This is a genomic window from Mesorhizobium sp. CA6 (assembly GCF_020165035.1).
In the GTDB taxonomy this organism is placed as follows: domain Bacteria; phylum Pseudomonadota; class Alphaproteobacteria; order Rhizobiales; family Rhizobiaceae; genus Mesorhizobium.
Genome location: NZ_JAIUHI010000009.1, coordinates 94464 through 116688, shown reverse-complemented (window position 1 = coordinate 116688; position 22225 = coordinate 94464). Strand labels below are relative to the sequence as shown.

At 61.4% G+C, this 22225-nt stretch carries 21 protein-coding genes and 1 pseudogene; 14 read left to right on the top strand and 8 right to left on the bottom strand.

Going from position 1 to position 22225, the window contains the following annotated elements; genetic code table 11:
• Positions 1 to 49: 49 nt before the first annotated feature.
• The 3 genes from LB526_RS15555 to LB526_RS15545 form a co-directional block, all read right to left on the bottom strand.
• Positions 50 to 1939 carry an ABC transporter ATP-binding protein/permease gene (locus LB526_RS15555; RefSeq protein WP_176476918.1) on the bottom strand — a complete coding sequence of 630 codons (1890 nt, stop codon included), beginning with the start codon at positions 1937 to 1939 and terminating at the stop codon, positions 50 to 52.
• Between the two features lie 678 nt (positions 1940 to 2617).
• The gene (locus LB526_RS15550) at positions 2618 to 3298 is read right to left on the bottom strand and encodes a DsbA family oxidoreductase (RefSeq protein ID WP_140843327.1); all 681 of its coding nucleotides are present in this window, start codon (positions 3296 to 3298) and stop codon (positions 2618 to 2620) included.
• Between the two features lie 38 nt (positions 3299 to 3336).
• Positions 3337 to 5157, bottom strand: a complete 1821-nt coding sequence (locus LB526_RS15545) for an extracellular solute-binding protein (RefSeq protein WP_224628267.1) — start codon at positions 5155 to 5157, stop codon at positions 3337 to 3339.
• Between the two features lie 293 nt (positions 5158 to 5450).
• On the opposite strand from LB526_RS15545, the gene LB526_RS15540 reads away from it, so the two are divergent.
• Positions 5451 to 6071 carry an invasion associated locus B family protein gene (locus LB526_RS15540; RefSeq protein WP_224628266.1) on the top strand — a complete coding sequence of 207 codons (621 nt, stop codon included), beginning with the start codon at positions 5451 to 5453 and terminating at the stop codon, positions 6069 to 6071.
• 91 nt (positions 6072 to 6162) lie between these two features.
• Here the strand turns inward: LB526_RS15540 and hspQ are convergent, their stop codons facing one another.
• Complete coding sequence (gene hspQ, locus LB526_RS15535; protein ID WP_040983419.1) at positions 6163 to 6486, bottom strand: heat shock protein HspQ; 324 nt, start codon at positions 6484 to 6486, stop codon at positions 6163 to 6165.
• Positions 6487 to 6724: 238 nt separating this feature from the next.
• Positions 6725 to 7936: a UbiH/UbiF family hydroxylase gene (locus tag LB526_RS15530; RefSeq protein ID WP_224628265.1), complete on the bottom strand. Its 1212-nt coding sequence runs from the start codon at positions 7934 to 7936 to the stop codon at positions 6725 to 6727.
• A gap of 101 nt (positions 7937 to 8037) precedes the next feature.
• Here LB526_RS15530 and LB526_RS15525 point away from each other — a divergent pair, with 101 nt between their 5' ends.
• From LB526_RS15525 to LB526_RS15490, 8 genes are all read left to right on the top strand, one after another.
• The gene (locus LB526_RS15525; protein WP_224628264.1) at positions 8038 to 8928 is read left to right on the top strand and encodes a DUF2182 domain-containing protein; all 891 of its coding nucleotides are present in this window, start codon (positions 8038 to 8040) and stop codon (positions 8926 to 8928) included.
• Positions 8929 to 8939: 11 nt separating this feature from the next.
• Complete coding sequence (locus LB526_RS15520; protein ID WP_224607782.1) at positions 8940 to 9554, top strand: DUF1326 domain-containing protein; 615 nt, start codon at positions 8940 to 8942, stop codon at positions 9552 to 9554.
• Positions 9551 to 10369 carry a phosphatidylcholine synthase gene (pcsA, locus tag LB526_RS15515; RefSeq protein ID WP_181174816.1) on the top strand — a complete coding sequence of 273 codons (819 nt, stop codon included), beginning with the start codon at positions 9551 to 9553 and terminating at the stop codon, positions 10367 to 10369. The genes LB526_RS15520 and pcsA overlap by 4 nt, the downstream gene beginning before the upstream one ends.
• A 137-nt stretch (positions 10370 to 10506) precedes the next feature.
• Positions 10507 to 11484 carry a quinone oxidoreductase family protein gene (locus LB526_RS15510; RefSeq protein ID WP_224628263.1) on the top strand — a complete coding sequence of 326 codons (978 nt, stop codon included), beginning with the start codon at positions 10507 to 10509 and terminating at the stop codon, positions 11482 to 11484.
• Positions 11485 to 11779: 295 nt separating this feature from the next.
• A complete protein-coding gene (locus tag LB526_RS15505) occupies positions 11780 to 13357 on the top strand; it encodes an ABC transporter ATP-binding protein (RefSeq protein WP_224628261.1) in 1578 nt (525 codons plus the stop codon).
• Positions 13354 to 14484: an ABC transporter permease gene (locus LB526_RS15500; RefSeq protein ID WP_224628258.1), complete on the top strand. Its 1131-nt coding sequence runs from the start codon at positions 13354 to 13356 to the stop codon at positions 14482 to 14484. The genes LB526_RS15505 and LB526_RS15500 overlap by 4 nt, the downstream gene beginning before the upstream one ends.
• Entirely contained in the window at positions 14484 to 15404 is a 921-nt protein-coding gene (locus LB526_RS15495) for an ABC transporter permease (RefSeq protein WP_140545691.1), read from the top strand. The genes LB526_RS15500 and LB526_RS15495 overlap by 1 nt, the downstream gene beginning before the upstream one ends.
• 51 nt (positions 15405 to 15455) lie before the next feature.
• Entirely contained in the window at positions 15456 to 16523 is a 1068-nt protein-coding gene (locus LB526_RS15490; protein ID WP_140545690.1) for a BMP family ABC transporter substrate-binding protein, read from the top strand.
• A 76-nt stretch (positions 16524 to 16599) separates the two neighbouring features.
• Here the strand turns inward: LB526_RS15490 and rimO are convergent, their stop codons facing one another.
• The 3 genes from rimO to LB526_RS15475 form a co-directional block, all read right to left on the bottom strand.
• Positions 16600 to 17913 (bottom strand): 30S ribosomal protein S12 methylthiotransferase RimO, encoded by a 1314-nt coding sequence (gene rimO / locus LB526_RS15485; RefSeq protein WP_224628256.1) that lies wholly within the window; start codon positions 17911 to 17913, stop codon positions 16600 to 16602.
• Between the two features lie 178 nt (positions 17914 to 18091).
• The gene (locus LB526_RS15480) at positions 18092 to 18772 is read right to left on the bottom strand and encodes a TerC family protein (protein WP_140843347.1); all 681 of its coding nucleotides are present in this window, start codon (positions 18770 to 18772) and stop codon (positions 18092 to 18094) included.
• 270 nt (positions 18773 to 19042) lie between these two features.
• Entirely contained in the window at positions 19043 to 19450 is a 408-nt protein-coding gene (locus LB526_RS15475) for a DUF930 domain-containing protein (protein ID WP_181174818.1), read from the bottom strand.
• A gap of 271 nt (positions 19451 to 19721) precedes the next feature.
• Between LB526_RS15475 and LB526_RS15470 the strand changes: the two genes are divergently transcribed.
• The 5 genes and pseudogenes from LB526_RS15470 to LB526_RS15450 all read left to right on the top strand — a co-directional run bounded on the left by LB526_RS15470 (position 19722) and on the right by LB526_RS15450 (position 22198).
• The gene (locus tag LB526_RS15470; RefSeq protein ID WP_140843349.1) at positions 19722 to 19946 is read left to right on the top strand and encodes an antitoxin MazE family protein; all 225 of its coding nucleotides are present in this window, start codon (positions 19722 to 19724) and stop codon (positions 19944 to 19946) included.
• Positions 19943 to 20322 (top strand): annotated as a pseudogene (locus LB526_RS15465) (type II toxin-antitoxin system PemK/MazF family toxin). Before LB526_RS15470 ends, LB526_RS15465 begins: the two are co-directional and overlap by 4 nt.
• Positions 20323 to 20352: 30 nt before the next feature.
• On the top strand, positions 20353 to 20580 hold the full coding sequence (locus LB526_RS15460) for a hypothetical protein (protein WP_224628254.1): 228 nt from the start codon (positions 20353 to 20355) through the stop codon (positions 20578 to 20580).
• 77 nt (positions 20581 to 20657) lie between these two features.
• A complete protein-coding gene (locus LB526_RS15455; protein WP_224628252.1) occupies positions 20658 to 21221 on the top strand; it encodes a hypothetical protein in 564 nt (187 codons plus the stop codon).
• Between the two features lie 101 nt (positions 21222 to 21322).
• The gene (locus LB526_RS15450; protein WP_224628249.1) at positions 21323 to 22198 is read left to right on the top strand and encodes a hypothetical protein; all 876 of its coding nucleotides are present in this window, start codon (positions 21323 to 21325) and stop codon (positions 22196 to 22198) included.
• The last annotated feature ends 27 nt before the right edge of the window (positions 22199 to 22225 follow it).

The following is a 22225-nucleotide window of genomic DNA, read 5'->3' as shown; positions in this document are numbered from 1 at the left end:
GACAGACCAAGCGGGGCTACGGTCGCCGGTCAAGGGCTTGGTAGGACTGCTATTTCTGCTTCAGCCGGCGGAAGCGCAGCCACTTTTCCTCGACCGGCCGAGGCTGGGCGAGAATGGTGGTGAGCTCGCGCGGCAGGCTGGGCGCAAGCGGCTTCTTGGTGGCCACGCCGTCGGCAATCGAAACCACGCTGTGGTAGAACTCCTCACCGGACAGCGAGCGCGGCGCCACCGCCTCGTGCATGACGCTGATCACGGTGACGTTCGGGCAATTGTCCTTGATCGCCTGGTGGAAGGCGATCTTACCTTCGGGATCGAGTGCGCCGGTCGCTTCGTCGAGGAATAGAAGTCCCGGCTGCTGCAGGATGATGCGCGCGACCACCAGCTTCTGCTTCTGGCCGCCCGAAAGCACCTGGTCCCAGATCTTGCCCTCGCGGCTCTCGTCGGCCAGCTGCCCGATGAAGTCGCCGAGGCCGGCCTTGTGCAGGGCCGCGGCAACCTGCGTGTCGCTGTGATCGCTCTCTGAACCCGGCAGGCAGACGAGCTGCTTCAGCGAGACCTGCTGCAGCTTTACCTCCTGAGCGGCGTAGAAGCTCGTCACGCCCTCCGGGAAGACGATGGTGCCGCGGCCATATGGCCACAGGCCGTTGATAGCCTTGATCAGCGAAGTCTTGCCGCAGCCGGATTCGCCCTTGAGGAAGGTCCATTCGCCGCGGCGGAAGCGCAGATTGGCGGCGCTGAGGAAAGGCGTCGCGTCCTCGCCCTGATGCGCCAGCTCGAGCTTCTGGATGGTCAGGCCGAACACCGGGTTCTGGGTGGCGTAGCCGAAGTCGGAGCGGCCGGTCTGCTGATAGAATTCGCGCGGGTGCTGAACGTTCTCGATGGCGTCGGCGAGCTCGGTGACGCGCTGGCTGTTGGCCCTGAGCGTCGCGATCGCCGGCATCACATGGATGAACCACGAGCACTGGCTGATCAACTGGGCGACCATTTCGGAGCCGGTGATGTAGCCTTTGTAGTCGAGACGGTTATGGATGAACGACACGAGGCCCGGGGCGTAGGCAACGATACGGGCGCCGACGAAATTGTAGATCAGCTCGAACGAGGTGTAGCTGGTGTTGACGATATTGAGCCGCCCCCACGTTTTGTCGATGTCGACATAGAGCCTGTCATGCATCGACTTTTGCACGCCCTCGCCATGCGAGGCGGCGACGTGGAAGCTGCGGCGCAGGAACGTCGTCAGTTCGCTGCGGTAGCTGCCCTCGGCCTGCTGCATGCGCACGTTGAGCCGCTCGAGCAGCCGCCCGAGCTTGACGGCGATCCAGGTGTTCAGCGGCACGTAGATGGCGACGGCGAGGAAAGCCAGCACCGCGGTGCCGTAGCCGCCGAGGAATTCCAGGCCCTTGACCTCGACCGAGGACCCGATCAGGTTTTCGCCGATGAAATAGAGCGAAGTCGCGACACCCAGCACGCCCATGGCAAGCCCGATGGCGCCGCCGGTCATGTCCTTGATCGATTCCTGGATGCGCTGGTCGATGTTGTCCGGAGCGACGATGCCGCCGGCCGCCGAGCCGTGCTGCGCATGAAAATGGGTATGGTTGCCGTCGAGCAGCGCCTGGTTGAACTGGCTGTTCAGCCAGCCCCGCCATTTGCGGTGCAAGGTCGTTGAAACGAGATTGCGCACGCCGGTGAAGCCGGCATCCTTCAGCACGACCAGCAGCACCAATATGCCGGCATTGGTCAGAATGGTCTGCAACGGGTGGGTGTTGGCGGCGTCGTGGAGGAAGGCGATCGAATTGCCCAACTCGCCCAGTGCCAAGGCGAACCAGACGCCAGCCTTGCTGGACAAAGCCGTCAGCAGCGCGATGACGAATGTGAGGGTCCAGGCTTCCTTCCACCGGTCGGAGAACCAGTAGGCTCGCATCAGCCCCCAGAAGGTGCGCATCGACGATACCGGCGTCAGCGACGAGGTCTTCGCCTCGTTGGATGTTTGCTCCGGTACTGTTCGTTGCGGTCTACCGACCCCAGTCACGATCCCGCCCAAACCTTTCTTAGTTTTGTTACACAGGGTAACACCAATTGATCATTTTCCATTAATTTTCTGCCAACGAATGTGAACAGGGTTACTCGCCGTGGCATCAGGGCAACAGAAAGGCTGCGCCGGGCGATCGCTACTCGTGGCGATTTCATCTTGTATTTCAGTTTGCTAGAGCTGTTTTTGCCAGCCGGCGGCAACCTTCCCTAAGGGAAGTGGAAAACACGGGTTTGTGAATGAAAAAGAGGTGTCCGCAGGCCGCGATGACTACTGGCGGTGACCGGAATGACCGAAAATTTGCCGCCCGTGAGCTACTCAGGGTTTACCTGATTCGTCCTTTCCGGAGGCGCTGAAAATGGCCGGAAATGGTCTTGTCGGCAGCGTCGTATCTGTCGAGGGCGATCTCGCCGCTGCCGAAACGGACATGGCCCTCCCGGCGATCAGGGCTGTTGCGGCGAGCTGACCAAGCTTGGCTACGGCAACAGCTTCTTCCTGAGCAAAGCCAAGGCGACCGCGAAACAGGAGGACAATTTTCAGGAAAGCGCGCGGCGGTCAGGTCGGCGGCTACGGATCGCGCTGACGGAACATTCAGTTCGCGGTTTCGAGCTCGCCGCGCGCCTTGGCCTGGGCCACTTGGCGGATGGCGTCGGCAAGCGTGTCAGCATCCTGCGCGCCCATCACGGCGTATTTGCCTTCGAGCAGGAAGCAGGGCACGCCGGTGATGCCCATGCGCGAAGCGGTGGCGATCTCGTTGCGGACGGCCTCAACGTCGGCGTCGGTCGGCAGTAGCGTCTCGACCACCGACGCATCCATGCCGGCCTCGCCGGCGGCCGTAACCAACACGGCATGGTCGCCGATGTTCACGCCTTCCTCGAAATTCAGCTGGAAGAGGCGGCGCACCAGCCGATTCTGCACGTCTTCGCCGGCTGCGCCCGCCCAGCGGATGACGCGGTGCGCGTCGAGGGTGTTCGGCGCGACCTTGATGGCGCCAAAGGCAAAGCTGATGCCCTCGGCTTCGCCGAGCGGCTCGATGCGCGCGTGGATCTGATGGATGCGCTCCTCGCTGCCGAACTTGCCGAGCATATATTGGCGGCGGTCCATGCCGGCGGGCGGGATGGTCGGATCGAGCTGGAATGGCCGCCAGCGCACGCGCACGTCGATGTCGCTTGCAGAAGCGATGGCCTTGTCCAGCCGCTTCTGGCCGATGAAGCACCAGGGGCAGACGACATCGGACACAACATCGACGGTGATGGTGTTCTTGGCGCTCATGCTCGTCTCCTGTTTGGTCTCTGCCGGTCGGGCCTGCCTCAGTTGGGCTTTCGCCACCAGGTCGGCAGCTGATAGCCGAATATGGGGGTCTTTTGCGGATGTTCCAGATAGCTCCAGTAAGCGACCCATTGCTGCGTGTTGTACTGCATCGGCACCATGTAGCTGCCTGAGATCAGCAGCCGGTCGAGCACGCGCACCGCGGCGACATAGTCTTCTTTGGTGCGGGCGTTCAGCATCGCGTCGATGGCGGCGTCGATCGCCGGATCGGCGACGCCGGCGAGGTTGAACGATCCTTCCGTTTTCGCGGCGACCGATCCCCAGCGGCCGACCTGCTCGCTGCCGGGCGACAGCGAATTGCTGAAGCCGCTCGTCCCGATCAGAACCTCGAAGTCGAAACGCTGCTTGCGCGACTGGATCTGGTCGCCGTCGAGGGTGCGGATGCCGACGTCGATACCGATCTTTTCCAGTGTGCGCTGATAGACGGCCGCCAGCCGCTCTTCGTCCTGCGACGAGGTCAGGATCTCGAAGCCGAACGGGTTTCCTTGCGCGTCGAGCATCTTGCCGTCCTGCACGTGGAAGCCGGCGCTCTTCAGCAATTCGAAGGCGGTTTTGAGCACCTTGCGGTCCTGGCCTGAACCATCCGTCACGGGTGGGCGCCAGGTGCCGTCCATCACGTCCGGCGGCACGCGGCCGGGGTAGGGCGCAAGCAGCGCCTTTTCGCGATCGTCGGCAGGGTGGCCGAGCGCCGAAAGCTCGGAATTCTGCCAATAGCTCATGGTGCGGTTGAACTTGCCGCCGAACAGATTCTTGTTCGTCCATTCGAAATCGTAGAGCATGCCGAGCGCGCGGCGGACGACGGGATCGGCGAATTTGGGCAGCCGGGTGTTGAACAAAAAGCCGGTCACAACCGGAGGAATGCCGGTGTTGAAATACTCTTCCCTCACATCCCCCTTTCGGAAGGCTGGAAAGTCGATGTCGCGCTCACGCTTGACCGGATCGGTCTCGTCATCGAGAGCGCAAATTCCTTTCTTGAACGCTTCCGTCTTGGCGTTGGCGTTGAGAAAATACTCAATGGTGACCTGATCGAAATTGTCGAAGCCGCGCTTCGACGGAATGTCTTTGCCCCAGTAATCCGGATTCCGCTTGAAGACGATACGCTGCCCCGGCAGCACCTTATCCACGGTGTAGGGGCCGCTGCCGATCAGCGGCTTCAGCGTGGTCTTGTCGAACGTGTCCTTGTCGAAGGCGTGCTTGGGGACGATCGGCGTCAGCGCGACGATCAGCGGGAATTCGCGATTGGCCTTGTCGTTGAAGGTGAACTTCACGCTGTGCTCGTCGGTCTTCTCCAGCTTGGCGATCATGCTCATGCGGTCGCTGTAGGGCGGGCGGCCCTTTGCGGCGAAGACGTCGTAGGTGAACAGCACGTCCTCCGGCGTCACCGGCTGGCCGTCCGACCATTTTGCATTGGGGTTCAGATGGAACTCGATGCTCTTTCGCTCCGGGTCCATATCGGCGCTATCGGCAAGCAGCCCGTAGAGGCTGAAGGGCTCGTCATAGTTTCGCTGCATCAGCGGCTCGAAGACGAGATTGCCGTAAACCGTATCGATCATCCCGCGCGCCGTGGTGCGCAGGCTTTTCAGGATAAAGGGATTGAGATTGTCGAAGGAGCCGACGACGCAATAGGTAACGCTGCCGCCTTTCGGCGCATCCGGATTGACGTAGTCGAAATGCTGGTAGTCGGGCGGCAGCGCCGGCTCGCCTTGCATGGCTAGGCCGTGCTTCGGCTCCGACTGTGCCGGAAGGAGCGAAAGAGCCAGAAACGAGGTCGCGGCGATCAGCCGGACGAGAACGCGGTCCATGACCGTCTCCTTGCCGGACGGCTTTGTGATTCGTCATGCACCCTAGAGCATTTCGCTATCCGATTGAATCGGCGCGCCAATGGGAATCGGGTTCCGCCGCTCCAGCGCCGATCGATGCTTGCCCTGGACATCGAACCGCGAAGAAATCGCGGAAACCGGGCTGGATTCGACGTCGCTGGCAGTGTAACACGCGCTCCGAAGTCATCCTGTTGCCTCATTTGGGCAACAGGTAGCTGGACCACACGGCACGAAGAAGCCGGTCCCCGGGATCATTTGAGAGGAAAGTGCACCATATGACGATCAACGCGTACCGCCTTTCGGTGCTGGCCGCAGGCGTGGTCGGCGTTCTGGGCGCCGGGCTTTTCAACGCCTCGGCCCAACAGCAGCCGCAGATCCCGCAGGGCTGGTTCAAGGCCTGCACCAAGCAGGAAGACGTTGACATTTGCAATGTGCAGAACATCGTCACGGCCGGCAACGGCCAGCTCGTCACCGGCGTCAGCCTGATCGAGCTCAAGGGCAAGGTGAACCGCAAGGTCTTCCAGGTCACGGTGCCGACCGGCCGCCTCGTGCCTCCCGGAATTGCGCTGCAGATCGATGCCGGCAAGGCGCAGAAGCTGGACTATGTGATCTGCTTCCCGGATCGTTGCGTGGCGGAAGTGCCGCTGAGCGACCAGCTCGTCGCGTCCTTCAAGAAGGGGCAGGGCATCACGCTCACCTCGATCAACTTCCAGAACCAGCCGAACCCGATCAAGATCGCGCTCACCGGCTTCAGCGGCGCCTATGATGGCCCGCCGCTGCAGCAGTCGGACATCGAGGACCGGCAGAAAAAGCTGCAGGACTTCGTCGCCAAGAACAATCAGGACTTCGCCAAGAAGCTCAAGGACGAGCAGGACAAGGCCAAGACCGCAAACTGATCGCGCAAGCGCGTTTCTCGGAAACAAAAGCGGGGCAAATGCCCCGCTTTTTTTGCCCCGCGCCGCACCCTAGGCGACGTTCGTTAGCGCTTCAGTGCTTCGACTGGCGCTTCGGCTCGTATCGGCCGTCCGGCAGCTTGTCGAACATCTCGCCGATCTGCGGATGCCGCACCGGCTCGCCCGACCGGTCCTCGAGCAGGTTCTGCTCGGACACATAGGCGATGTACTCAGTCTCTGAATTTTCCGCCAGAAGATGGTAGAAAGGCTGGTCCTTGCGCGGACGCACGTCGGCCGGAATAGCCTCGTACCATTCCTCTGTGTTGGCGAATTCGGGATCGACATCAAAGATCACGCCGCGGAATGGAAACAGCCTGTGGCGAACCACTTGCCCGATCGAGAATTTGGCCGTTTTCATCACATTCACCACTTAGGGTCCGAGGCGCCTGTCGTGGCTGCGCGCAAGGCGCCTAAGGCCTTGAATTTACACATCACCCGGCCAAAAATCGACCCCGACTTTCGGCTGGTGCCTATTTGGCGCAGACGCGGCCGCAGTTCAATAGCCAACTGCTTGATCTTGGCTGAAGCAACGGGTTAGCCCGAGCGGGAGTTTTCCGCCTGAGCGAAAAAATTCCGGCACCATCGGCCTTGGAATACTACCGGCCGACTTCTTTTCTTAGGCCGCCGGCAATGGCGCGAAAGCCGCTGCCCGGCCGCAGCCCCTCGCGCATGAAGAAGGCGCGCAGCGGCGCGAACCCGCCAAGCGCACTAAGGCTGGCGCTGCGCGCCAGCTGCGCCGGCAGCATGTCGGACAAGAGCGACATGTTGAGCAGGTTCACGGCGCCGCTGCGCGCCCAAATGTCAGGCCGGCGCCTCGTGTCATAGGCGGCAAGGCTTCGGCGCGATCCTGGATCATTGCCGTTTTCACTCGCGATTCCAATCAGATCGTCGATGTCCCTGATGCCGAGGTTGAGACCTTGCGCGCCGATCGGCGGAAACACATGCGCTGCCTCGCCGACCAGGGCCACGCGGTTTTGCGCGAAGCGACCGGGCGAGGCGGCCGACAAAGGATAGACCTGGCGGCCCGGCTCGACAGAGACCCGGCCAAGCATCGATTGCATCTGCTCCTCGATACGCCCCGACAAGGTTGCATCGTCGAGCGCGGCAAGCTCCCGCGCGGTCTCCGGCCTCACCACCCACACAAGGCTCGAGCGCCTGCCGGGCAGCGGCACCTGCGTGAACGGCCCTGTCTCAGTATGGAACTCGGTTGAAACGAAGCCGTGCTCGCTGCGGTGGCCGAAATTGAGCACAAGCGCCGACTGCGGATAGGGACGCGCGAAGGCGCGAATGCCGGCGGCTTCCCGCGCCAGCGACAGGCGTCCGTCGGCCGCGACAGCAAGCGATGCTGAGAGTTCGCTGCCGTCGGCCAGCCTTGCATGGGCCTGGTCGGCGTCCAGGTTCCAGGACTCGACGGTGGATTTCAGCCAATGAATACGACCATGAGCTGAAACCGCCCTGGCAAGGATGGGGATGAGAGCCTTGTTGGGTAAATTGAGCCCGAACTGTTCCTCGCCGATCTCGCTGGCGCGAAAGGTCACGGTTGGGCTTCGGATCAGCCGCCTTGTGGCATCGACGATGCGCATCACCTTGAGCGCCGCGGCCTGCGGCCTCAGTTCGCTAAGGATGCCCAGTCGTTCAAGGACTTTCAGGGCGGGGTTCATGAGGGCGGTGGTGCGGCCGTCGGCGGTGTTGGCCTCAGGGCCGACCAGCGTCACTTCGAAGCCGGCCTCGGCGAAGCCGAGCGCGGCGATCAAGCCGGCCGGACCGCTGCCGGCAACCAGGATGCGGGCTTTGTCGTTGTGCTCCACGCCAGGCTTCCACAATGCGAGGCGACCCGTCGGGCCTTTGTCCGGATATAGGGCAGATTGGCCGGCTTGATCAACGCGGCGATTCAGCCCATTCGATTGCCATGAGCGGCGAGCAGCATGATTTCAGCCATCTCGACCGCGCCGGCCGCGCCACGGCTGGCGTGGCGCGCAGCCCGCGCCTCGCAGTCATGCTCACGATCGGCATCGGCATCGCCCTTGCGTGGTTGCTTCTCGGCGCGATGGCGATACGCGGCGCTGAAGGCAGCCCCGTCGGCGCCCCCGGCGATATGCTGCTGAAAAATCTGCCGGGCCTGCCGTTGCCGGATTTTCTCGACCGGTTCTTCGCTCTTTGCCTCGCGCCGGCGCCGCTTGCCGGCATGGCCGGCCTGCAAGCGCCGGCGCTTGTGCTGATGTGGTTCCTGATGGCCGTGGCGACGATGCTGCCTTCGGCGGCGCCGCTGATCCGCACCTATTGCGAAATCGCCGATACTGCGAAGATCAAGGGAGAGCCGGTCGTTCATCCGCTGGTGCTTGTCGCCGGATACCTCGCCACATGGCTCGGCGCATCCGTGGGTTTCAGCGTGCTGACGCTCGCGGTGTACGCCTTTGCCGGTTCCGGCCGGATGCTCGACCCCGCCGTCGGGCTTGCCGGCGCTATCGCGCTGCTTGTCGCCGGCCTCTATCAATTCAGCGGCCTGAAACAGGCATGCCTGGAAAAGTGCCGCAATCCGTTCTCGATCCTGTTCGCCAGGTGGAGCGCGAAACCAGGCCGCATCTTCCGGCTCGGCTTGGAACAGGGCGTCTGGTGCCTCGGTTGCTGCTGGGCGCTGATGCTGGTGATGTTTGCCGTCGGGGCGATGAACGTCTTCTGGATGGCGCTGATCGGCCTGTTCACGCTGATCGAAAAACAGACCGCAGGCAGGGTGGCCAGCCGTGTTGCCGGTGCGATACTGCTTGTGTGGGCGGCTGCCCTGCTATTAGTTTCGGCGTGAGGGAGAATTCGATGACCGACAAAAGCTGGGCAATGAAAGGGGAGCTGGTACTCTCCTGCAATTGCACGGTTTTCTGTCCCTGCGTGCTGTCGCTTGGCAGCCATCCGCCAACCGAGGGCTATTGCCAGACATGGGCAGGCTTCCGCATCGATGCGGGCCATTTCGGCGAGGTCGAATTGTCGGGCCTCAATCTCGGCCTGATCATGGAAATTCCCGGCTATATGAGCCGCGGCAACTGGACGGCCGGCCTGTTCATCGACAAGCGCGCCTCGATCTATGCGGCGAAGGCGCTAACCAAGATCTTCACCGGCAAGGCCGGCGGCACCACCTCGCTGTTGTCGATCCTCGTCGGGAAATTCCTCGGCGTCGAGCAGGTGCCGATCACCTACGAGACGCACGACAAGACGCGCGTCTTCCAGATTCCCAAGGTTATCGACGGCGCAGTGACGCCCATTCCCGGCAAGGACCGTGAGAAAGATACGGTGATCGCCAATTCGGAATATTGGATCGCGCCGGAAATCATCGTGGCGAAGTCCGACAAGAGCAAGATGCGCGCCTTCGGCCGCAACTGGAATTTCGCCGGCCGCTCGGCCGAAATCTGCAAGCTGGACTGGCGGGGACCGTGAGCAAGAACACAAGGGCCGGCAAGGCAGCCAAGAAGATTGCGCAACGGATCCCATTGCCGAAGAAGAAGGTGACGTGGCCGCAGGCGCGCGCGTTCTCCGTGCATCTGCTCACCGCGTCGGGATCGTTCCTTGCCTTCCTGTCGCTGGTCGCAGCGAGCGAGCAACGCTGGACGGCGATGTTCTGGTGGCTGGGGCTGGCGCTTTTCGTCGATGGTATCGACGGCCCGATCGCCAGGAAGCTCGAGGTCAAGGAAATCCTGCCGACATGGTCGGGAGAGCTCCTCGACAACATTATCGACTACGTCACTTACGTGCTCATTCCGGCCTTCGCGCTCTACCAGCGCGGCTTCATGGGCGAGAATCTGTCCTTCCTGTCGGCGGCCATCATCGTGGTCTCCAGCGCGATCTACTATGCCGACACCGGCATGAAGACGAAGGAGAACTTCTTCAAAGGGTTTCCCGTCGTCTGGAACATGGTGGTGTTCACGCTCTTCGTCATCGAGCCTGGGCAATGGGTGTCTTTCGCGGTGGTGGTGGTTGCCGGCATTTTGACCTTCATGCCGATCAACTTCATCCATCCGGTGCGTGTCGTGCGGCTGAGACCGGTCAATCTCTTTATGACGCTTTTGTGGTGCGCCTTCGGCGCGCTGGCGCTGGCGCAGGCAGCACTTGCCGCCTTCTATGACAAGATTGGCGTGCTGGGAGAGCAGGTCAGCAACTTCACCAAGATCGGCATCACGATCACCGGCCTCTATCTCGCCTGCATCGGAGGCATCATGCAGATGTTTCCCAATCTGGGCGCCAAGAAGTCCTGATCCTGGATCAGGATATTTTTGGCTGAATGGTCATCCTGGCCCTAGCTGTATATCGGCGCATGATTTTCCGAAAATCGGTTCTCCCTTTCGCAATCATGTTTCCAGATTTGTGCACTTGCCCTTCAGAGAGCTGAGCGATGTCCAAGGCAATCCGCATCCACGCCCATGGCGGCCCCGAAGTCCTGGCCTATGAAGACGCCGACCCCGGCCAGCCGGGAGAAGGCCAGATCCTGGTCCGGCACACGGCAATCGGCCTCAACTTCATCGACGTCTACTATCGCTCCGGGCTTTATCCGCCACTTGGCGGTTTTCCGCTGATCCCAGGCGGCGAGGCAGCGGGCGTCGTGCTGGCGCTCGGCCCCGGCGTCGACTGGCTGAAGCCCGGCGACCGCATCGCCTATGCCGTCAATGTCGGGGCTTACGCTGAGCAACGGGTGATCGCGGCCGACCGTGTGGTCAAGGTGCCGGACGGTATCGGCGACGAGCAAGCGGCGGCGATGATGCTGAAGGGCATGACGGCCGAATACCTCTTGCGCCGCACCTTTCCCGTCAAGGCCGGCGACACGATCCTCTACCACGCAGCCGCAGGCGGCGTCGGCCTGATCCTCGGGCAATGGGCAAAGCATCTCGGCGCGACCGTGATCGGCACCGCGAGTTCCGCCGACAAGATCGAGGTTGCGCGGGCGCATGGCTTCGATCACGTCATCAACTACAAAGAGCAGGATTTCGTCGCCGGCGTCGAGGCGCTGACGGGCGGGAAGAAATGCGACGTCGTCTACGATTCCGTCGGCGCCGACACTTTTCCGGCATCGCTCGATTGCCTGCGGCCGCTCGGCATGTTCGTCAGCTTCGGCCAGTCGTCGGGGCCGATCCCGCCTTTCTCGATATCGCTGCTGGCGCAGAAAGGCTCGCTCTATGCGACGCGGCCGACGCTCTTCGTCTACAATGCCAGGCGCGAGGATCTGGTGAAGTCGGCCGAAGCGCTTTTCGACGTGGTCAAGAGCGGCGCCGTCGAGATCAAGATCAACCAGCGCTATGCGCTGAAGGATGCTGCAAAAGCGCAAGCGGATCTCGAGGCCCGCAAGACGACGGGAACGACCGTCCTCATTCCCTAAAGCGCTTCACGGAAGCGGCGTACCGCTTTATCGCAATTCCGGACGGAAAACCGCTTTACACCCTTCGGCACGGTGCTCTTTCGGGCTGCCTTGTTTTTCAGCGGCTTGCCGAGCTCGAAGGCACGGCTTGCCTGAAAAGGGATGCGGATTTTGCCGTTGTTCTCAAGAGATCTATCTTAGCCCTTGAGTTTCCGCTGAAATTCTTGAAGCTCTTTCAAGTCGGGTGCTGCTTTCCGACTGGAGCCGGCCGCGCATACCATGCTTTCGGGAACACAGAACATGTCTGGGAAACCGGATGGGAGGCACTGTGAGTGCAAATCATGACAGGGCGAACCTGCTCGAGGTTCGCGGCCTAACCAAGATATTCGGCACGCTGACGGCGTGCGATCACATCGATCTCAATATCGCAAAAGGCGAGATCCACGCGCTGCTCGGCGAGAACGGCGCCGGCAAATCGACGCTGGTCAAGATGCTGTTCGGATCGCTCGAGCCGAACTCGGGCGAGATCTTCTGGGACGGCGAGCCGGTCAAGATTACCAGCCCGGGCGCGGCCAAGAAGCTCGGCATCGGCATGGTGTTTCAGCATTTCTCGCTGTTCGAAGCGCTGACAGCGGCCGAGAACATCGCGCTTTCGCTTAATGACGGCTCGCCGATCAGCAGCATCGCCGCGAAGGCGAGGGCATTGTCCTACAGCTACGGCCTGCCGCTCGATCCGGATTCGCTGGTCGGAGATCTTTCGGTCGGCGAACGCCAGCGCATCGAGATCATCCGCTGCCTCCTGCAGACGCCGCAGCTCATCATCCTCGACGAGCCGACCTCGGTGCTGACGCCGCAGGAAGCCGACAAGCTGTTCGAGACGCTGGAGCGCCTGCGCTCGGAAGGCAAATCGATCCTCTACATCTCGCACCGGCTGGAAGAGGTCAAACGCATCTGCGACCGCGCCACGGTGCTTCGCCACGGCAAGGTCGTCGGCCACTGCAATCCACGTGAGGAGACGGCAGCATCGCTTGCTCGCATGATGGTCGGAAGCGAGGTGAAGGCGGTGGTGCGTGCGCCGGCGGAAGGCATCGAAACGGCGCCGGCGCTGCTGGAAATCCGCAGCCTCAGCCGCAAGCCGGCGACACCCTTCGCCATCCCACTGAAGAACATCAACCTCACCGTACGTGCCGGCGAAGTGATCGGCATCGCGGGTGTGGCCGGCAACGGCCAGGGTGAGTTCTTCGAATCCGTCTCCGGCGAAGTGCTGCAGCAGGATACCGGTTCCGTGCGCATTCGCGGCAAGGACGCCGGCGGCCTTTCGATCACCGGCCGGCGGCTGATGGGGGCCGCCTTCGTGCCGGAGGAGCGGCTCGGCCATGGCGCAGCACCCCGCATGAAGCTTTCGGAGAACCTGCTTCTGTCTCGTCACGCCACTGACGGCAAGGCTTTCGTCGGTTCGGGCGGCACGGTGAAGAACGGCGCGGTTTACAGCGCTGCCCAGCGCATCATTAAAGCCATGGACGTGCGCAAGAGCGCGCCCGATCCGGAGGCCGCCGCATTGTCGGGCGGCAATCTGCAGAAATTCATCGTTGGCCGCGAGCTCGACCGCAAGCCGAGCGTCATGATCGTCAACCAGCCGACCTGGGGCGTCGACGCCGGTGCTGCCGCTCACATCCGCCAGGCTTTGATCGAGCTCGCCCGCAGCGGCTCCGCTGTCCTTGTCATCAGCCAGGACCTCGACGAATTGTTCGAACTGTCGGACGCCATCGCCGTCATGCACAACGGAGAACTGTCGACGCCGCTGCCGATCGCCGAGGCGACTTTCGAGAAGGTCGGCCTGTTGATGGGCGGCGCCGAGCCCGGCCATGCCGAACACAGCTTGGAGGTCGCATGATGCGCATCGAACTTGTCAAACGCCCGCAGCGCTCGGCGCTGTTCTCGATGCTGTCGCCTTTCATCGCCTTCGCGCTGACGATCATTGCCGGCGCCATCATGTTTGCGCTGCTCGGCGTCAATCCGCTCAACGCCTTCGAGATCTATTTCGTCGAGCCGATCAGCCAGGTCTGGCAGTTGCATGAGCTGGCGATCAAGGCAGCGCCGCTGATCCTGATCGCGGTCGGCCTGTCGGTCTGCTACAAGGCCAATATCTGGAACATCGGCGCCGAAGGCCAGTTCATTTTCGGCGCGATCTTCGGCTCGATCATCCCGGTGCTGTTCCCGCAATTCGAAGGCCCGTTGGTGATCCCGCTGATGCTTTTGCTGGGCATGGTCGGCGGCGCCTTCTACGCATCTATTCCGGCGCTTCTGAAGACGCGCTTCAGCACCAATGAGATCCTCACCAGCCTGATGCTGGTCTATGTCGCGCAGCTTTTCCTCGACTGGCTGGTGCGCGGCCCCTGGCGCGATCCGCAAGGCCACGGCTTCCCGCAAACCATCCAGTTCGGCGATTCCGCCGTGCTGCCTGAGTTGATGCCGGATGCCGGCCGCGCCAATTGGGGTTTCGTCTTCGCGCTGGTCGCCGCGGTAGCGATCTGGCTGATGATGAGCCGCATGCTGAAAGGATTCGAAGTCCGCGTGCTGGGTTCAAGCCCAAGGGCAGGGCGCTTCGCCGGTTTCGGCTTCAACCGGATGGTGTTCTTCGCCTTCCTTCTGTCCGGGGCGCTGGCCGGCCTGGCCGGCATCTCCGAGGTCTCCGGCGCCATCGGCCAGTTGCAGCCGGTGATCTCGCCCGGCTACGGCTTCACCGCCATTATCGTCGCCTTCCTTGGGCGCCTCAATCCGCTGGGCATCGTCGCGGCGGGCCTGGTGCTGGCGCTGACCTATCTCGGCGGCGAGGCGGTGCAGAGCGCGCTTGGCATTTCCGACAAGGTGGCGCGCGTCTTCCAGGGCATGCTTTTGTTCTTCGTGCTCGGCTGCGACACGCTCATCCATTACCGCATCCGCCTGATCGGCATGGCGCTGACGAAGTCGAAGGGCGCGGCGCAGCTCGAAGCGGCGCCCAAGCTAGAGGAGGCCCGCTGATGGACATCACCGTCAACATCCTTTTGACCATCGCGACCGCGGCGACGCCGCTTCTGATCGCGGCGATCGGCGAGTTGGTGGTCGAGCGCTCCGGCGTGCTCAATCTCGGCGTCGAGGGTATGATGATCATGGGCGCCGTCGGCGGCTTCGGCGCCGGCTATCTCACCGGGTCGCCGTGGATCGGCCTGCTCGCGGCTATCATCGTCGGCGCGCTGTTTTCGCTGCTGTTCGCCGTCATGACGCTGTCGCTGGCGACCAACCAGGTGGCGACCGGCCTGTCGCTGACCCTGCTCGGCCTCGGCCTCTCCGGCATGATCGGCACCAGCTTCGTCGGCCAGCCGGGCGTGAGATTGCCCAATTTGGACATCCCGGGGATCAGCTCGATCCCGGTGGTCGGCAAGCTGGTCTTCGGCCAGGACCCGGTCTTCTACATCTCGATCGCCCTGACCGCGGCGGTGATGTGGTTCCTGTTCAAGACGCGCACGGGCCTGACGCTGCGCTCGATCGGCGACAGCCATACCTCGGCGCATGCGCTCGGCATCAAGGTCATCCGCTACCGCTATCTCGCCGTGATCTTCGGCGGCGCCTGCGCCGGCCTTGCCGGCGGCCACCTGTCGCTGGTCTACACGCCGCAATGGGTCGAGAACATGAGCGCTGGCCGCGGCTGGATCGCGCTGGCGCTGGTGGTGTTCGCGTCCTGGCGCCCGTGGCGGGTGTTGGCCGGCGCTTACATCTTCGGCGCGGTGTGGATCGGCCAGCTTCATGCACAGGCTTTTGGCATTCCGGTGCCTTCGCAGTTTCTTTCTTCGCTGCCCTATCTGGCAACCGTCGTGGTTCTCGTTCTAATCTCGCGCAACAAGCGGCTGACGATGATGAACACGCCGGCTTCGTTGGGGCAGCCATTTGTTCCGGATCGTTGACAACAACAAAAAGACGGGAAGCTCCAAGGCTTAACTCAGAGAGGTAACACAATGAAAAAACTGCTTATTGCGTTGATGACCACGGCCGCGGCCCTGTCCCTGGCGGCAACCGCCCAGGCCGCCGACAAGCTCAAGGCCTGCTGGGTCTACACGGGTCCGATCGGCGACTTCGGCTACTCCTATCAGCACGACCAGGGCCGGCTCGAAGTCGAGAAGGCGCTCGGCGACAAGGTCGAGACTGCCTATCTCGAAAACGTCTCGGAAGGTCCCGACGCCGACCGCGCTTTCGAGCGCCTGGCGCGCGAGAAGTGCAAGATCATCTTCGGCACCTCCTTCGGCTTCATGGATGCCGAAGTGAAGGTCGCCAAGAAGTTTCCCAAGGTTATGTTCGAGCATGCCACCGGCTTCAAGACCGGCGACAATCTCGGCATCTACAACGCCCGCTTCTATGAAGGCCGCTATGTGCTCGGCCAGATCGCAGCCAAGGAATCGAAGAAGGGCCTCGCCGGCTACATCGTTTCCTTCCCGATCCCGGAAGTGGTGATGGGCATCAACTCCTTCATGCTCGGCGCGCAGTCGGTCAATCCCGACTTCAAGGTGAAGATCGTGTGGGTGAATTCCTGGTTCGATCCCGGCAAGGAAGCCGACGCCGCCAAAGCGCTGTTCGACCAGGGCGCTGACATCATCGTCCAGCACACCGACTCGACCGCCGCTCTGCAGGTCGCGGAGGAGCGCAAGCTGCACGGCTTCGGCCAGTCATCCGACATGATCAAGTTTGCACCGCACGCGCAGCTGACCTCGCTGACCGACGAATGGGGCCCGTATTACATCAGCCGCGTCCAGGCGGCGCTCGACGGCACCTGGAAGCCTGACAATGTCTGGCTCGGCATCAAGGACGGCGCCGTCAAGCTCGCCCCCTACACCAACATGCCTGACGACGTGAAGGCGATGGCCGAGGCGACCGAGAAGAAGATCGCCGGCGGCTGGAACCCCTTCACCGGACCTGTCTCCAAGCAGGATGGTTCGCCCTGGCTGAAGGACGGCGAGGTCGCCGACGACGGCACGCTGCTCGGCATGAATTTCTACGTCAAGGGCATCGACGACAAGCTGCCGCAGTAAGCGGCAAATCGCTGAACCGAAAGAAAAAGGGCGCCTCAGGCGCCCTTTTTTAAGCTGCGCGGGTCCGCGTGGGCCGTCAGACGGCCGAGCCGTAGAGGTCGTAAGCATCGGCGCGGTCGATCTTGACGGTGACGATCTCGCCGGCGCGCAGCGGCCGCCGCGACTGGATGTGCACGGAGCCGTCGATCTCCGGCGCGTCGTATTTGGTGCGGCCTTTGCCGGATGTGCCATGCGCCTCGTCGATCAGCACCGGCAGGCGCTTGCCGACTTTCCTGGCGAGCTGCGCAGCCGAGATCTTCTGCTGGCGCTGCATGAAGCGGTGCCAGCGCGCTTCCTTGATCTCCTGCGGCACCTGCTCCAGTCCGAGATCGTTGGAGCGCGCGCCCTTGACCGGCTCGTATTTGAAGCAACCGGCGCGGTCGATCCTGGCTTCGTCCAGCCAGTCGAGCAGCATCTCGAAATCGTCCTCGGTCTCGCCGGGGAAGCCGACGATGAAGGTCGAGCGGATGGCGAGATCCGGGCAGACCTCGCGCCAGCCGCGGATGCGGTCCAGCGTCTTTTCGCCATGCGCGGGGCGTCGCATGTTCTTCAGCACCTGCGGCGAAGCGTGCTGGAAGGGAATGTCGAGATAGGGGAGGATTTTTCCCTCCGCCATCAGCGGAATGACATCGGCGACGTGCGGGTAGGGGTACACATAATGCATGCGTATCCAGATGCCGAGCTTGCCGAGCTCCTCAGCGAGGTCGAGGAATTTCGCCCGCACCTCGCGATCGCCGAACATCGACGTCTGGTACTTGATGTCGATGCCGTAGGCGCTGGTGTCCTGCGAGATGACCAGGATCTCCTTGACGCCGGCCTTGGCGAGCTTTTCGGCTTCGCGCAGCACGTCCGCGGCCGGGCGCGAGACGAGATCGCCGCGCAACGCCGGAATGATGCAGAAGGTGCAGCGGTTGTTGCAGCCCTCGGAAATCTTCAGATAGGCGTAGTGGCGCGGCGTCAGCTTCACGCCCTGCGGCGGCAACAGGTCGATATAGGGATCGTGGCTGGGCGGGGCCGCCTCGTGCACCGCCGCCATCACGCTTTCATAGGCCTGCGGGCCGGTGATCGCCAACACGTTGGGATGCTTTTCGCGGATGACCTCCGGCTCGGCGCCGAGGCAGCCGGTGACGATGACGCGGCCGTTTTCGGAAAGCGCGGAGCCGATGGCGTTGAGCGATTCGTCGCGGGCGGAATCGAGAAAGCCGCAAGTGTTGACGACGACGAGGTCGGCGCCGTCATGCTTGCGTGCGATCTCGTAGCCCTCGGCGCGCAGCCGCGTGATGATGCGCTCGGAATCGACGAGCGCCTTCGGGCATCCAAGACTGACGAAACTGACGCGTGGGGCGGACATAAATTTGTTTTCCAAGAGATGAGGGCGAGATCGAGGAGCCTCAGGCTCCGAAGATCGATCTACGGCGCGCGGCTATCAGCCATTTCGCGCGGCGCAATAGCACGCTTCGGCACAGAAGCAAACCTGCCAGCCGGTCACGACAAGAGGCGATGCGGCAGATGCTCGCCTTGAAAGAGCGTCAGTGGCCGTCCGATCCGAACCAGGGCGCCAGGAAAGCAAAATGGTCGGGAAATTGCTGCACGGCGCCTCCCAGAAGCATGTTCACCGCGACATAGAGGATGATCAGCAGGCCGACATAGGCGATCCAGCGGTATTTGTGCAGCAGGCGCGCGACGAAGGATGCGGCAAAGCCCATCAGCGCGATCGAAAGGACCAGTCCGATGATCAGCACCGTGGGATGCTTCATGGCTGCGCCGGCGACGGCGAGCACGTTGTCGAGCGACATCGAGACGTCGGCGATGACGATCTGCCAGGCAGCCTGCGAGAAGGTCTTGCGCGGGCCTTTTCCGGCGATTTTGCCGTTATAATCGCCGTTCGACAGCGCTTCTGTCGCGTCGCGCTCATCCTCGTGGCTGACGCGCAGCTCGCGCCACATCTTCCAGCATACCCACAGAAGCAGGAGCCCGCCGGCAATGAGCAGCATCGGGCCGATGCTCAGCAGCCATTGCGTGATCAGGGCAAAGACAATGCGCAGGACGGTGGCTGCCGCGATGCCGACCAGGATGGCGCGCTTGCGCTGATCGACGGGAAGGCCGGCTGCCGCAAGGCCGATCACAATTGCGTTGTCGCCGGCAAGCGCGAGATCGATTGCAACGACCTGGAGGAGAGCCGAAAGGCCTGCGGCAGTGAATATTTCCATCGACTAGAAATCCTTGCCTGAAATGAGCGTAGCCCTTTACCGGGACGGGCCTAAAGGCACGGTCCATCGGCGTCAAGACGCAGGGTTGGACATCGCCGGAAAACAAGGCCGGCGGCGTAGGCCCTGATGGAATTAGGGTGGTCGCCGGCAAGCTGGCGAGGCCGAAAACTAGAGCGTTTCACCGTTTCACGGAAACGGCGAACCGCTCTATCTCTTTGTTTTGACGCAATTCCGGACGGGAAACCGCTACGCACTTTCCCTGGTATTGCTCTAGTCGTAGAGGTTATATTTGGCCCAGTCGGATTCCGGAATCTCGTCGCCGATCTTGTAGCGGAACTGCAGCACTTGCATATGGTCCGGCGCGGTCTGGCATTTGAACTTCAGCCGGTACCATTGGCCATTGCTGCGGAAGGCGGCGCCCGAGCTCTTGATGGCATCGGCGCTCATCTGCGGCGTGGCGAAGGCGTAGGCCACGACGCGGTCGGCCTTGTAGTTGCGATCGTCGTGGCTGATCCGGTCGAGCACCTCGGCGTCACAGCGCTGTTCGAGGCGGGTCTGCGGATCGAGTTTCATCAGGCCGGCGCGCAAGGCATTGTCCATCGCCTTGGCCGGCAAGACCGGCGTCAGCGACGCCAGAACCATCAGGCAGAGCTTTTTCATGGGCGCGACAAGCAGCATATTTTATCCGATAAATCAAATAAACGGTGGTTTACCGCTGTCGGTCGCCAGCGCCGCATCGCTTCCAACGATTGCACCGTCTGCAACCCTTGATCGCCGCAAGCTGCGGGCTCATTAATTTGCGTGGAATGTCTGTCTCGTCGATGCCGGAAGCTACGGATTTCAGGCAACTGAACCAGTCGGACTTGCGCCTCTTCTGGAGGTCGCGAAAAGGCCGGTCGCAACGCGTAGTCCATGATAGGCTACATGTAACCATTGCGGAAAATGACTCATGGCATCGGCAAGAAGCGCGAAATCCACGCGTGTGAAGGTGCAGGAACATCGGGAGCGGCTACGCGCCCAGGGCCTGCGGCCCATCCAGATTTGGGTGCCGGACGTGCGCGCCGCGTCATTTAAGTCCGAGGCGCACCGACAGTCGGCGGCGGTGGCCGCGAGCGCCCGTGCGGCCGAGGATCAGGCGTTCATAGACGCGGTATCCGACTGGGACGATGAATGAGGCGGGGCGAGGTCTGGACCGTATCCGGCGGCAGGGACTATGCGGGCAAGCCGCGCCCGGTCGTCATCGTGCAGGATGACAGCTTTGACGCCACGGATTCGATCACGGTCTGCGCCTTCACCACGGACCCGACCGATGCGCCGTTATTTCGGCTTCCGGTGAGCCGAACGAGAGCAACGGGCTGCGCTCTCCTTCCCGGCTGATGGTGGACAAGATCACCTCGGTTCCGAAGTCGAAGGTCGGCGACCGGATCGGGCGGCTCGACGACGAGGATATGGTTCGGCTCAATCAGGCGGTGATGGTCTTTCTCGGCCTGGCGGTATCGCCGAGGCTTGGCCGGAAAGGGGAATGCTGGGCGCGCGTCGGCGCCCCCTAGATGGGGCGATTTCTCGTGGGAGATCGCGATTTGGTCAGGCGCAACAAGCCCAAGCAATTATCGGAATCAAAGCTGAGGCGGTTCCTGGCCGCAGCGGAGGCGCTGCATCTCAGCATCACCGGGCCGCTTATATCGCCGCACTGCGATCATTACCGGGCCACGCGAGGGTTGCATGAAGCGCTGTTGCGGGCGGTAAAGGAAATCACCGGCAAGGACGCCGAATTCATCCGCTGGAACACCACGGGGCCGGCTCGCTAAAAAGTGTCCACGCGGTTTGCCCTGGCCGTCCTATGCCCTTAAACGTCTTTCTCGATTGTCAATTTAAGGCGCGCCACATGGCAGATTTCGTTCCGGGAACAGTGATCCCCAATAAACTTGTCCCACTCATTGGACTATTCGTCGTCCGGTTTAGCGCGATGGAATCGGAAATGAACCGGCTCATTTGGCACGTGGCGGGACTAAGCGAAACGGCAGGACGTGCCGTCACTGCCAGCATCCCGAACTATTATCCGCGCGCTCGGCTTCTGGAATGGTTATCCCAGGAAATTGCAGACCCTACCGATAGCAAAAAGGTCAAAAAACTTGCCGATTCATTCATGAAAATCGGCGATTTTCGGAATAGGCTGATTCACGATGAAGCCCACTGGTATAGCCACAACAATGAAACTGTGGGGATGTGGCAAGCCGATATAGGATTTGTAACAAGAAAACCAACAGAGGTTTCCGAAGAAGCGATTAATTACTATTCTGCACTTTCGTGGGAGGTCCAAGCGCGAATGCAGCAATACAGTACCAAGAATTCAGTATGGTCCGATGACGCGCATTTTCCTTGGCATAGCAACCCTCCAAAACCGCCTCAGAAAACGACGTTTAATAAGCAGGGCGGCACGCTTGGTTGACCTTTATCGGCGTGATTGCAATAGAGCATGAAATGAACGCCGTTGTTGTTGGGCTGAGTCGATAGCAGCGCTCATCCCGTGATCGTTATTCGGTGAAAGTCTTGGCGCTTCGTGCTGGCATTGATGCAGGTCGTTCTGGTTCAGGCATTTACGCTGTCGCCGCCGTTGCATTCAGCTATGGCCGAGCAAAAAAAGCAAACAAGCAATGGCAACGTCTGCTCGACGGGCGCACGTTCCATATGACCCACCTGAACGCCCGGAAAGGCGATTTCGAAGGCATAGACGATCGTAAAAAAAAACAGATAATGCATGGCATAGTCGAAATAATAAAGAACAACGCCTCCTACATAGTTTGTACATCCTATGATGACAGCACAATAGAGGAGAAATTTCCGAAGCTTTCCAACAATGAAAAGGCTGTTGATGAGTTTCTCTATAGGGCATTTAGGACAAAGTACGGCCCAATGATTCATATGTGCATGTGGGCCTTGGGAGATTTTGCGAATGATGGCGCAATGAAGAGAAATCATATCTCGTATGTTCTGGAAACAGGAGATGATGGACAAGGAGGATTTATTGACTATATTCGATTCCTGAATAGTAATAAGGAAAGGCAACCTGTATATAAACACGTTTTGGAGCAATATTCTCTCGTTAAACTTATTGCGACACCCAAGGAGGAAATGGAAGGTGTCTTCCACGCGGCAGATTTCGTAGCGTGGGAGTGGGCGCGCCATGTCGAGCGCCAGCGACAAGATTTGCCTATGAGGAAGTCGCTCCAGGCGCTGACAAGCAAAATCCCGGCCCTGTCAGATTATTACGGATTAACGCTCGGCGATAAGAATAGAATTTTCTGCCGGCATTACGCCGAAAAACACGCTAACAGACTTGTCAAATTTCTCCGAGAAACAGCTGAGGCTAAATCAGAAGCGGACATTCGGGCCGCTAACGCCCATTGGGCGGAGACCCGTTTTTAGAAGTTAGCGGTGAGTTCGAACTGGGGG